7 protein-coding genes are annotated in these 13407 nt (G+C 60.8%); 3 read left to right on the top strand and 4 right to left on the bottom strand.

The genetic code is table 11. From position 1 onward, the window contains the following. The first annotated feature begins 44 nt into the window (after positions 1 to 44). Positions 45 to 182 carry a hypothetical protein gene (locus tag IGX34_RS15145; protein WP_192556561.1) on the top strand — a complete coding sequence of 46 codons (138 nt, stop codon included), beginning with the start codon at positions 45 to 47 and terminating at the stop codon, positions 180 to 182. Positions 183 to 230: 48 nt separating this feature from the next. On the opposite strand, the gene IGX34_RS15140 is transcribed toward IGX34_RS15145, so the two are convergent. Continuing rightward, on the bottom strand, positions 231 to 1907 hold the full coding sequence (locus IGX34_RS15140) for a hypothetical protein (RefSeq protein WP_425598800.1): 1677 nt from the start codon (positions 1905 to 1907) through the stop codon (positions 231 to 233). Positions 1908 to 1944: 37 nt separating this feature from the next. Beyond that, a complete protein-coding gene (locus IGX34_RS15135) occupies positions 1945 to 2394 on the bottom strand; it encodes a DUF3574 domain-containing protein (RefSeq protein WP_192556559.1) in 450 nt (149 codons plus the stop codon). A 439-nt stretch (positions 2395 to 2833) separates the two neighbouring features. On the opposite strand from IGX34_RS15135, the gene IGX34_RS15130 reads away from it, so the two are divergent. Then, positions 2834 to 5215 carry a TonB-dependent receptor domain-containing protein gene (locus tag IGX34_RS15130; RefSeq protein ID WP_192556558.1) on the top strand — a complete coding sequence of 794 codons (2382 nt, stop codon included), beginning with the start codon at positions 2834 to 2836 and terminating at the stop codon, positions 5213 to 5215. Positions 5216 to 5235: 20 nt separating this feature from the next. Here IGX34_RS15130 and IGX34_RS22445 read toward each other — a convergent pair whose 3' ends face one another. Then, positions 5236 to 8562, bottom strand: coding sequence for an autotransporter outer membrane beta-barrel domain-containing protein (locus tag IGX34_RS22445; protein WP_338015483.1), 3327 nt, complete (start codon positions 8560 to 8562; stop codon positions 5236 to 5238). Between the two features lie 302 nt (positions 8563 to 8864). Beyond that, positions 8865 to 12110 (bottom strand): autotransporter domain-containing protein, encoded by a 3246-nt coding sequence (locus tag IGX34_RS15120; protein WP_192556557.1) that lies wholly within the window; start codon positions 12108 to 12110, stop codon positions 8865 to 8867. Positions 12111 to 12671: 561 nt separating this feature from the next. Between IGX34_RS15120 and IGX34_RS15115 the strand changes: the two genes are divergently transcribed. Continuing rightward, on the top strand, positions 12672 to 13295 hold the full coding sequence (locus IGX34_RS15115) for a PadR family transcriptional regulator (protein WP_192556556.1): 624 nt from the start codon (positions 12672 to 12674) through the stop codon (positions 13293 to 13295). Positions 13296 to 13407 lie beyond the last annotated feature (112 nt).

Below are 13407 nucleotides of genomic sequence, written 5' to 3'. Positions count from 1 at the left end.
GTCTTCTACAGCCACCCGCACCGGGTCTTTTAGGAGCCAATCCCATGAGCGAGAAAACCTGCGCCGCCTGCGACTACCCCCTCGACGACAACGCCATCAAGGTCACCATCGGCAACCGTGTCGTGGAAGTCTGCTGCGAAGAATGCGCACAGAAATTGCGCGAAGCCGGCAAGGAACATTAAGCCGCTGCAACCAGGTCCAGGCCGGTGCATACCGGCCTGGATCGCAGCTCAGGCTTGGGCTGTGTTGCGCGGCTGCAACGACAACAGCGCCAGTACCACCGCCAGCATCAGGTACGCTCCGGCAAATTGCAGGCTGATCGAGCGCAAGGCCGGATCCAGCGCCCATGGCAGATACAGGCTGCCGGTAGGCACCACCGAGTGAATCACGCCGAACAAGGTCAGGGCGCCACCAAGCAATAGGATCGAGGCCGCGCGCCGCGGCCTGCCATCGATCATCGCCACCACGAAACTGGCCCAGATCATCGAAGTGATGATGAATCCGTTGCCCAGTACATTGATCACCGCCAGCTCGGAAATGCCGTGCGAGGCATCGTTGTACAGCGCGACGAAATGCTCGCGCGGCACATAGGTGGGATCACCCAGCTTGATCGCCACCATGTCCGCGATCGCCGGAAAGAAACTGAACACCACCGCGGCGGCGTAGCGCTGCGGCGTCGCCTCGAAGGCCTGGGTGGTGATGCTGATGGCGACATAGATCAGGATCGGCGCCAACACCGCCAGCGGCAGCAATTCCACCAGGTTCGACAAATAACCGAACACGCCGCCGAGCCCCACCACGATGCCGGTCAACAACACATAGCCCGTGCGTGCGCCCATGGCGCGATACGCCGGCTGGCCGATATACGGCGTGGTCTGCGCCACGCCGCCGCAGCAGCCGGCCACCAGCGTGGCCAGGGCTTCCACCAGCAGGATGTCGCGCGTGTTGTAGTTATCGCCGGCGGCACGCGCGCTTTCGGTGACATTGATGCCGCCAGCCACCATCAGCAGGCCGAACGGCAGGATCAGCGGCAGATACGGCAGCGTGAGCGGCAGGCCGTGGATCCATTGCAAGGTCGGCCAGGGCAAGGCAACGCGCCATTGCCATGCCGCCGCAGGGTGATAGCCATGGCCCAGCCAACCCAGCGGCCCGAGCACCAGGTACAACAGCAGGCCGACCACGAAGGCCACCAGCACGCCCGGCAGATTCCACGGCATGGCACCGCGCGCCACCAGGGCATACAGCACGATGCCCAGGCCGGCAAAACCCACCATCGGCACCTTCATGATTTCCAGCAGCGGCAGAAAGCCCATCAACACCAGCGCAATGCCCGCAATCGAACCCAGCAGACCGGCACGCGGCACATGCCGCTGCACCAGCGGCCCGAAGAACGACAGCACGGTCTTGAACACGCCCATCACCACCAGCGACGCCATGCCCAGTTGCCATGTCGCGATGGCCGCCGCGTGTTCGTCCATGCCCGCCTGCTTGTAACTGAGAAAAGCCGGCCCGAGCACGAGCAAGCCCATGCCGATGCTGGTGGGCGCATCCACGCCGAGCGGCATGGCGGTGGTCTGTGCATTGCCGCTGCGCTTCGCCAGCCGCCGCGCCATCACGAAATACGCGAGATTGCCTAGCAGTACGCCCAGCGTGGTGCCGGGAAACATGCGCGTGTAAACCAGGTCCGCAGGGAAACCGAAAATACCGATCAGCGCGGTGGCGAGAAAGGCCATCACCGAGATGTTGTCCACCAACAGGCCGAGGAAGCCGTTGAAGTCGCTGCTGACGAATAGGGCTGGCTTGCTGGATGTGTTCACATGGGGGTCCCTGGGTCGGAAGCGGACGCTTGCGGGTGTTGCCGGAAAAAGGAAGGCTCGCCGCCAAACGGAAATATCCCTTACCGTCATTCCGGCGAAGCGGAGCTCGAAGTCAAAGCCAGTTGGTTCAGAACGACACATCCGCCGGCTGTGTTACCCGCAACACCGATTGATCGCCGGTGCGCTGTTTCCACGCCGCGCGGATCGCTTCGATCTTGCTGCGGTTTTCCGGCGTGTCGGGATAATCGATCACCAGCAGCTTGGAATGCAGACGCTCGGGCCGGGTTTCCTGCTTGCCCTGCCATTGCCCGTAGACATCGAGCACGCTCAGGCCATCTGGGAAGCGCGGCGTGACTTGCTGGTCGAGAAAATCGCGCCAGCTCGCTTCGCTGATGCCCTGCCCAGGTTGATCGGCCGGACCGAGGCCGAAGTACAGGCGAGTATCCACCCAGCCCTGGGCCTGCCCGGGATGCGCGGCATCGCCCTGCAAGGTCGAGGCAGCACCTGGTGCCAGCGACGTGGCGCACGCCGCGAGCAGCAAGCTCAATGACACAACGGACAAGGCACGACGCAGCATCGACTTCCCCTGAGTTGATCGCCGGGCCCATGTATTTGGACGTCCAGACGACATACGGCAACGAGTATTCACGACAACATGGGCGGCCTGCAAACCTGGCGCACCATGTTGCACAAGCACAATCCGTGCTAACCGGCTGCGGCGCTGACCATCCTGCCTTAAGCATCGTGACAGATCGCACGAATCAACGGTTTTCTTGCGGGGACCTTGCAAAGTCCAAAACATAATAAGTCGCCAGCCCGCTACCGACCTGGACAATTCCATGTCGATACGATAAACAAAATGTGACATCGCAACATGAGGGAGCAAGCCGTCTGGCCGTCTTTATGGCGGCGGCTTGAGCGAGGTCGTTGCAGCAATCCAGATATTCAAACAGGCGCCGGCCGCGACCGGCGTTGACGCTGTTCTTTTGGCCATTACTGCGGGGGATAGACCAGGCATGCGTACTTTCGCCATTCGTCGTCACACTGTTCTCTGGCTTGCCTTGGCGGCGGCCATGGCCGCCGCGGGCAGCGGATCCGCCCATGCGGATGACCCGCAGACGCAGGCAGCCAACACGGCCGGCTCGGCGGACAAGGTCCATAAAAGCACCACCCTGTCCACTGTCAACGTCAATGCACAAAGCCTGGCCGGCGGCCTGATGGCTGCGCAGGACCAGCCCAAACAGGTATCGACGATTTCCGCGCAGGCGATCGCGCAACAGCCGATCACCGCCGACTACACGCAGATGATCAACAGCGCGCCGGGTGTGAACTCGGCCTCTTACGATGGCTTCGGACTGACCGACAGCAGCAGCTATACCATCCGCGGCTTCAGCGCCAGCGAGATCGGCGTGACCCTGGATGGCGTGCCGGTCAACGATGTAGGCGATTACATTCCCTACGCTTCCGAATACGGCGAAGCGCGCAACTACGAATCGATCACGGTCTCGCCCGGCTCGGCCGATCTGGATATGCCCGATCTTGGCGCAGTAGGCGGCCACGTCAGCTTCATCACGCGCACGCCGACGCAGAACTTCAATATTTTCGCAGGCCAGACCTTCGGCAGCGACGATGCACGCAGCACCTATCTGCGCATCAACACCGGCGATACCGGCCCGGTGCGCAGCTGGATTTCGATCTCGCAGAACTCCGACAACAAATGGCGCGGCGGCGGCCAGGACGACATTCACCGCATCCAGGCCAAATCGGTGTGGACCATCGACGACAACAACAGCCTCACCGCCAATTTCAATTACAACCACGAAGAAAATTATTTCTACATGCCGCTGACCAAGGCGGAAGCCACGCAATACGGCTATCACTACGACTACGGCACCAGCTGGGCGCCGACACCGGCAGGCGGCTTCACCGCCGAGCAGCTTTACAACGATGCCACGTTCTTCACCCAGTCCAGCTATTACAAGCTTTACCAGAATCCGTTCAAGTCATGGGTGGCAAGCCTGGATGGCGAATTCAAGTTCGGCCAGAACCTGTCGCTCTCAGTGATTCCCTATTTCCAGTTCGGCGACGGCAACGGCAGCTTCGCCGGCTTCCTGCCCTTGCAGACTGGCGCGAACGGCCGTCCGGTGGTGCAGGCCGACCAGTATGCGGATGGGCAGTACGCGGTACTGGAGGCGTACCGGCCGATTACCTATCGCCCGGGCATCAATGCCAAGTTCACCCTGACGCTGGGCCTGGACAACACGCTGGACTGGGGCATCTGGTACGAGCGCTCGCGCCAGCTCGAATATATCGATGCGCAGTATGTGGATCCGCTGACCGGCGAACCGGACGGCATCTGGGGCGATCGCAATCTGCTCAGCTACAGCAATGGCGCGCCGTGGAAGAACTATCAGGAATACGACCTCACCACGGTCAAGAAAGCATTCGTGGAAGACAGCTGGACACCGAGCGATGCATGGACCTTCAATGCCGGCGTCGCCTACCTGTACACCGAACGCGACAACCAGTTCGTGTTGTTTCCGGGCAATCCCGATCCGGCCGACTGGACTTCGTACCAGAACAGCGACGATCGCTTTCATCGCTTCCTGCCCTCGCTCGGCGCCTCGTGGAAACCGAACGACAACAACCAGATCTACTACAGCCTCACCCGCACCTTCCGCGCACCGCAGGATTCGGCCACCTACGGCAACAGCCGCCTGGGCCTGCCGGCGCCGTTGCCGGAAAGCGCGTGGTCGAACGAACTGGGCTGGCGCTTCACCGATGGACCGCTGACCCTGCACACCGATGCCTACCTCGCCAACATGGGTAACCGCACCGCGGTCGGCCTGGACCAGGACACCTTCATCAACTACTACATCAACGCCGGGCCGGTACGCATGGCCGGGCTCAATGCGGAAGGCAATCTGGACCTGGGCCATGGCCTGAGCCTGTACAGCTCCTACACCTATACGCAGTCGCAGGTGAAGCAGAACCTGTCCCTGCCCGCCACCGTGGACACCGCCGCGGCGTACTACGACACCAAGGGCAAGCAGTTTCCCGGCACGCCGCGCAATATGGCCTATTTCGGCGCGCGCTATGCCGACGGCGGCCTGGTCTTGAATCTCAACGGCAAATTCACCGGCAGCGAATACGGCGATTTTCTCAATACCGATCGGGTCGCTTCCAACTTCACCGTCAACGGCAGCGCGAGTTATGAACTGCCGGATTTCAGCGTGCTGCACAAGACCACGATTGCGCTGAACTGGTTGAACATCCTCAACCGCCACTATCTGGCGCTGCCGGCCAGTCCCACCATCGATGCATCCGAATCGGCGCCGACTTACTACGTCGGCGCACCGCGGCAGTGGTATCTGACCATCAGCACGACGCTGTTTTAAGGTGCTGCCGTATCGCCTCGTCAAATACGAGGCGATACGGCGCACTCGCACCTACTCGAACTCCCAGTTGAATTCAGCCTTGAAGCCGCTATCCACCGCCTGCTGTGCGAGCTGCCCGTTGTAAGCCACGTTGATGGTGGCTTGCTTGTGCACACGTAACGCCCCCCCGTATCGACGGCCAAAGCGTTGCGTGCGATAGGCAGCCCTGCCACGGTGAATGGGGCGCCATGGGCGAAGGCCATCTGCGCATCGGGACGCACGCGGCCGAAGGCATGGCGCCAGCCCAGGCTGGTGTACGCGTCAAAGGCATCGCCCTGGAACTGGAAGTGCGTGGATGCACGTGTACCCAGGGTGCTGTAGGTGACCGCTTGCCGGTCGCCGCCTACCGACAGAGCCATCGGACCGCCCTGCTCCTGAAGACCACGCGTATTCAGGCGTACATATGCCCCACGTGCAAACGGCTCCAGCGCGAACGACTTGAACTGCAGGCGATAGGCCGCCTCGCCAAAGACCTGAGCCGTGTCGGCCTTGCCCTTGCCGTGCGCGTTGCCAGCGTAATTGGCAAAGACAATGCTGCGATCGGCCCTGAAGTCGTGCCGCGTATAAGCCGCGCCCAGGTTCACATCCAGCGCACCCAGCTGCGTACCCGCATAGATGCCGAGGTGCACGTCGTTGCTAGACAGGCGGGAGCCGCGCCGTGCGACGTTCGCCGAGGTCTGCGTATAACCGCTCATCACACCGATACGACTGTGGCTGCCCACCGCCTTGTCCGCACCGAGCAGGAAGCCGCCGAGCGTGCTCGACACGCTGGCATCGTTGCCGCTGCCATCACGGCGTGCCCAGGAACCGACGAACTGCCCCCAGGTAGCCAGGCCACTGGCCTGGGTCCGTACCGACTGCTTTGCGGAAGCATCCGGACTTTGCTGATCGGACCCGGCCTGACTCAGTCGCATGGCAACGGCATCGCGGAGGTAGCGGCTATCCTCCAGGAAGGTGTTCTTGACGCTGGCGTAGATTTCGCCGGAAAGCTGATCGGCGGCGTAACGCACCTGCGCGTCGCTTTGCAGATTGGTCAACAAGGCAAAGGGTGTGCTGAGCACGGGCAGCACGTCGGTCGCTCGCATGGAAACCGACGGCCCCATTGCCGCCGATGCGGGGGTGGCGGCGAGCGACTGGACCCCCGCCAGAGCCGCACGCTGGTTGGCGGTTTGTGCCAACGCCGGCAGCAGGCGTTGCTGAGTGACGGTGAGATAGAAGTGATGGGCATCGTAGAACGGTGCAAGCGACAACACCGCGCTTAGCGAGGTGTTGCCCAACAAGGTGTAAGTACCGCTGAGGCCTTGGTTGGCGGTGAGCAAGGTATAGCGCGTACCGGGCTTGTAGATCCGCATGCTGCTGCCGCCTGCCGCCAGGTTGACCAGGGCGCCATGGGCCAGTGTCGCGTTGCCGTCGACGATGATCTGACTCGATTGGCCGGGCTGTTGTGGATTCCACTGCGCCATGTACGTCGAGCCGCCGCCCTGCATGTAGTTACCGCCGATGCTGAGGGCTTGATACGAGCCCGTGCCATCGCCCGGCGCGATCGTACCGGTGACGGTCAGATCACCACCAATGCGCCCGCGACCGGTTAACACGCCAGCGTCAATCATCGATCCTGCCATCGAGCCGTCCAACTGCAACTGGCCGCGCGGGCCGATGCCAGTGCGGCCGGTGTAGGTATTGGTGCCACTTAGCCGCTGCCGCCCATTGGCAACGATCAGCCCGCCACCGGCACCACCGCCCAGACCGCCATCCATCAGCTGACCATCGAAGCTGCCGTCCGCAGCGGTAAGTTCGAGCGTGTTGGCGCCGAGCCTTACCGTGCCGGCGCCGGACAGAGCCTTGATGGCTATGCCGGCGGACGCGCGGGAAATGTCGAAGTCGCCGTTCGCCTGCACACCGGATGAGGATGCAATGCTGCCGGGGCCTGCCAGGCCAAGCCATCCGCCTGCTTGCACGTCAGTCATTCCGGTGTAGGTGTTTTTGCCGCTGAGATTGGCGATACCGCCATCCGCTACTGCAAAGCTGCCGCTGCCGGAAATCTCACCCGCCAGGCCCAGCGGTCCCATCGCGCTGGTCACCTTGAAACCGGTAACGATCGGTGCGTCGGTGACATAGAACGGCGTATAGGCAGTGGCCTTGTTTTCCAGGTCGTACATCACGGCATTGTGGAAAAAGAAAGCGATGCCGAGGAGGGCCTTGCCTGCCCGTTCCGGTGAGCTGTCTACTTCAATCACATAAGTTGCCTCGCCATCGTCACCTTCACTGGCTACCAATGACGTAGGCTTCGATCCCTGCGACGCACCTGTTATGGCTAGCGTACTGCCGGCCGGTACACCCGAGGATTCCGGTTCATTGTCGGAAGGAGCATCGCCAATGCCCAAACTGCTGCTGGGCGCCCCGGTATCGAGCAGGGTTTGCAACGCAACCGTGTCGGTGCCCAAGGTATAGTTGAACATCGCGTCGAACTGCTGCGCAGCGTTGGCGCCCGACCCGGGGAAAGTGGCTTGAAAAGATCGGTTGCCGCCTGGATTTTCCCAAAGTACGACGCTCAGGAACTGCGCGCGAAGCTCCGGCGTCAAACCAAGAATGAAACACGCCGGGCCACAGTCTCCAGGTACCTGGGATGTTCCATTCGCCTCCACAATGTAGCCCGTGCTGGTGAGCACGCCGGGCGCCCCACCGTTATTTCCCTCCGTAACGAAATCGCCCGCACCGAAGATGCCATAGAGGTTGTTGCCCTCTTCAGGCGCAGTGCCATGGTCGAGCCGATCCTGCCAGCTGAGATTCGTATAAATGGCCTTGCCCGTATCATCATCCTCCACCAGCCCTATCCCTTGCGCATCGCCTTTGCTTTCCAGCGTTCTGGCGCTTTCCAGCGCATATAGCGCCGCCGCTACCTTCAGACCATTGTCAGGCGAATAGCTACTTATTCGATTTCCGTTCGCCGGATCGTAGAACTGGACGCTGGCAACCTGTGCATTATTCAGTATGTAGCCAGAGGTTCCATCACCGTACATATAGGGATATGGATTACCGGACAACGAATTCGACAAACCGGGTATCCAGGCTGGATCAGCGTTGGTGCCGACTGCAATATTGAACGAATCGGATCCAGTATCGAACAGGTATTTTCGCGGAGCCCCACCATTCAAACCAACGCTGATACCAAGGCGATAATAGAAACTCGCCTCACTCGATGGCACCTTGATGATATCCAGCGGAATATTGCTGGCGTGGACACACGAATAGGATGCCAGCACACAAATGACGGCCAGCGACAGCGATCTTCTTTTGATTTTTGTCACGCGCTCTCTCCTTTGCGAAAAGTCACACGAAAATGATCAGTTTGCCAATCACTCGAATCGGCAATCTTCTCGCGATGATCTTTCCAGGCTTTCGCATTGGCGCTCTATAGGAGAGCGATGAAATTTGCGCGCGTGATGGCCGTTGGTCATGCTTCAGTCAACACAACGCGGGCCGACCCTAAATCGTCTCGGATTCAGCAATCTTTACCGGGCCAAGAACCAGGGGCGATGCCAACGGCATCGCCCCGTCAAACGTCTCCACCCAAGGACAGCACAATGGCCGGCGCAATGTCTCATGGCTGCTACTCGAACTGCCAGGTAAAACCGCCCTTGAAGCCGCTATCCACTGCATCCAGGGAAAGCTGGCCGTTATAAACCAGGCTGATGGTTGCCTGCTTGTTCACGTGCAGGTCCAGCCCGGTATCTACCGCCAAAGCATTGTGTGCGACTAGTATGCCTACAACCGAAAATGGACTGCCTTTGGCAAAAGCCAAGGAGGCCTCCGGCTGCACATTGCCGAATGCACGCCGCCATCCCAGGCTGGCATGCGCTTCAAAGGCATCGCCATTGAGATCAAACCGGCTGGACGCACGCGCACCCAGGGTGCTGTAGGCAAGCGCACTACGGTCGCCGCTTATTGACAAGGCCATCATGCCGCCTCGTTCCTGCGAACCATTCGTGTTCAATCGAACATAGGCACCGCGCAGGAACGGCTCCAGCGCGAGTGCATTGAACTGGAAGCGATAGGCAGCCTCGCCGAAAACCTGGGCGGTATAGGCGTTGCCGCTACCCTGCGTGCTGCCTGCATAGTTGGCAAAGAGAATGCTGCGATCGGCCTTGAAATCCTGCCGCGCATAGGCCGCGCCAAGGCTGAGGCCCAACCCACCCCATTGCGTGCCCGCATAGATGCCCAGGTGCGCATTGCTGCTGGATGCGCGAGAACCGCGCCGGGCGCTATTCATCGAACTTTGCGTGAAGCCGCCCATAAGTCCGATACGCGTATTGCCGCCCACTGCCGTATCCGCACCTGCGAAAAATCCGCCAAGCGTATGCGACAACGAAGCATGGTTGGCATCGCCATCGTTGCGCCCCCAGGAGCCGACGAATTGCCCCCATGTGGCCACCCCACTGGGATGTGTCCGTACCGACTGACTGGAAGATGTATCGTGGCCCTGTCCATCCGCGCCCGCTTCATACAGACGCGTGGTGATCGCGTCCCGGACGAATCGACTGTCTTCGAGGAACGTGCTTTTCACGCTGGCGTAGATTTCGCCGGAAAGCTGATCGGCGGCATAGCGGATCTGTGCATCGCTCTGCATGTTCGCCAGCAAAGCGAAGGGTGTGTCGAGCAACGGCAACGCCGCATCGATTTGCCGATAGCTCACCGCAGCATCCGCCGCGTTCGGTTCCGAAACATGCCCGGCAAGCGACTGCACCCCTGCCAGCGCGCCAGCCTGGTTGCGCGTTTGCGCAAAACTGGGGAGAGAACGCCGTTGGGCAACTTCGAGATAGAAATGATGGGCGTCGTAGACTGGCTTGAGGGACAGCACCGCACTGAGCGACGTATTGCCGAGCAAGGTGTAAGTACCGTTCACGCCCTGACCGGCGGTAAGCAGGGTGTAGCGGGAACCCGGCGTAAAGACCTGGCCACCAGACGAAATCAGCTTGACCACGGCACCATCTGCCAGCGCCGCATTGCCGCCGACCAGGATCTGGCTGGACACGCCGGGCTGCAGCGGATCCCATTGCGCCACATAGGTAGCCCCGGCAGCCTGGCTGTAATTGCCGCCGACACTCAGTGCCTGGTAGGTACCCATGCCACCGGGCGCGATCAGGCCCGTTACGGCAAGATCGCCACCAACACGGCCGTGCCCGCTGAGTACGCCGGCATCGATCATCGATCCGGCGATCGATCCGGCGAGGTCCAACATCGCATGCTGGCCTATGCCAGTGCGGCCGGTGTAGGTATTGACGCCCGTCAAGCTTTGCCTACCGCCGGCGATAATCAGTCCACCACCGGTACCGCCGCCGAGTCCACCATCCGCCAGTTGGCCATCGAAGCTACCGCTGGCGTTGCCGAGTTCCAGCGTATTGGCGCCCAGACTGACCGTGCCGGTGCCGGACAGGGCCTGGATCACGACGCCGCTGGAAGCACGCGAGATGTCGAAGGTGCCGTCTGCCCGGACACCTGACGAGGAGGCAATGCTGCCTGGACCAGCCAAGCCTAGCCACGCCCCCTGCCCCACGTTGGTGGGCCCGGTGTAGGTGTTGCTGCCGCTGAGGTTCGCTACGCCTCCTGACGTCACGGTAAAAGCACCCGCTCCAGAAATCTCGCCGGCCAAGCCAAGCGGCCCCATGGCTTTGGTGACGACGAAATCCGTCGTGATGGGCGCTTCCGTGACATAGAACGGCGTATAGGCGGTGGCCTTGTTTTCCAGGTCGTACATCACCGCGTTATGCAGAAAAAAATAAATGCCGAAAAGGGAGGTGCCGCCGGCAACCCCGTCAATCGCCTCGCCAAAATTGACTCTGTTGCTGGGATCGCCGGGATCGACGGCATTTGCGACGGAAAAAGGCTGCGCCCCGGGTGATGTTCCGGCGATCGTCAGCGTACCGCCCGAATGTTTGGCCAGGCCGTCGTCATTGATGAAGATTTCTGGAGCGCCGGTGTCGAACAAGGTAGGCAACGTAGCTGTGTAGCCATCGCCATAGGTATAGCTGAACATGGTGTCGAACTGTTGCGCGGCATTCGCACCAGACACCGGAAAGGTGGCCAGGTAGTTCGGGTTTTCGGCCGTACTTATCCATGGCACCACGCTTAGAAACTGCGCGCGCAGGGCCGGCGTCAATCCAAGGATCAGGCAAGCTTGCCCGCAACCACCAGGCGCACCGGGTGTGCCGTTTGCTTCGACGATATAGCCTGTGCTGGTAAGCATGCCCAGCGGACTGGGACTTGTAAGCTTCGAATTTGGCACGAAGTCGCCCGCACCAAAAATCCCGTAAAAGCCGCCTATATCCGGCGCCAGACCTTGATTGATGCGCTGCTGCCAACTGAGGTTCAGATAGTAATCGCCGACCTTCACGCCTTGATCGCCTGCAGCAGTCAAATCTTCCTCGTTGTCCAGCCGCCCGATAATCGCCGCCACTGAAAATCCTTCGGCGGGCGCATAGCTGCCGACCGGATCGGAGCCAGCGTTGCCGTAGAACTGGATGCTTGAAATATGCGCATTTTGCTGATCGAAAGCAAAATTGCCGTAGTTATATCTGTAGGGATAGGTTGTCAGCGCATTCCACCGGTTCGGGAACCACGCCACGTCGCCGTAATAGCCGGTGGCGATCGAGAACATCGGCGCTCCGGTATCAAACAGGTACTCACGTGACGGGGCACCGTTCACGCCGACACGGATGCCAAGGCGATATGCCGGGCTTGTCACGTCCTTGTCCACCTTCAACAAGTCCAACGGAATATCGGTTGCGTGGATGCACGAACAGGGCACCAGTCCACCGGCCAGGGCCAGCGATAGCACCCGCTTCTTGATCTTGCTCACTGCTTCATTCCTTTACGATAAGTCATGCGCCGAATAACGCATCTGCTGGCTAGACAAATTGGCATGCATTCGGCGGCAATCCCTTCGAACTTTCCTTGCCCGTCTTGTAAGGAATCTATGAAATTTACGTAGGTATTCGACGTCAGTTGCCGTCCTAATTTCTGATGGCGCCCACAACTGGAGCGCGCATATCGATCGGCAGCGCATTGCGGCGGTTGCGCAGACTCGCGCATCGCTGCGGCATTCGGACAATAGCTATCGGGGGCACACATCAAGGCGCCCTCGCGCCCGCACATGTGCGGGCCTCAGCGGCTTGTTCACCCCATCAACGAGGCCGCCTGAACCCGCGATGCCGAACCGGGCGTCGATGCAGGCACAGCAGCACTGACCAGCACCACGCGCTGGCCATGCCGGCTATACCGCCACTTCCGATCAACAACTGCAGGCTGTCCACGCGCCGCTTTACCCGGCAAGCCGGCCTCATAGGTCATAATATGACTATATATAGACATAAAATGACTATGCGCGCAAGATGACGCCCCAAGCCTGCTCGGAGCACCCATGAAGCCACGCCCCCGACAACGCTCGCCACTGGCGATGGTGGTGCTGTCCTTTGTGCTGGAAGCGCCCTCCCACGCCTATCGCATGCATGAGCTGATCAAGCAGCGCGGCAAGCACAACGTGGTCAATGTGGCGCAGCGCAATAGCGTGTATCAGACGATCGCGCAGCTGCTGGCGGCCGAACTGATCCGTGTGCGCGAGACGCAGCAGGATGAAGGGCGCCCGGAGCGGGTGGTGTATGAAATTACGCCGCTGGGCAAAAAAACGTTCTATGCATGGCTCGAAGGCATGCTCGGCGAACCGCGCCGCGAGTTCAACGAATTCCCCGCCGCGCTCGCCACGGTGATGGCGCTTTCGCCGGACGTGGTGCTGGCTCAATTCCGTCGCCGCAGCGAAACACTGAAGCAGCAGCTGGCCGAAGCGTCGGCCGAGAGCAAGCACTGGCTGGGCAAGGGCCTGCCGCGCTTTTGCATGCTGGACGACGAATACCGGCAGCAGTTGCTGAAGGCCGAAATCAAATGGCTCAACGGCATCATCGATGAGCTGCAATCCGGTCAGCTGAGCTGGAGCGAAAAGCAGCTGCGCCAGCTCGCCGCGCAATTCGAAAGCGGCAAACCTGACTAGGATCTTACGATTGTCTGCATGCGGTCAGGACGTATGGCATTTGACGACTGCGCAACGGAAGCGAATGATGCGAGGTGGGGTGACCCGGTAGGGGCCGGGTCGATAACAGCCG

The sequence above is a fragment of the Dyella acidiphila genome (assembly GCF_014863405.1).
Lineage (GTDB): Bacteria > Pseudomonadota > Gammaproteobacteria > Xanthomonadales > Rhodanobacteraceae > Dyella_B > Dyella_B acidiphila.
This window is presented reverse-complemented; position numbering and strand designations above follow the sequence as displayed.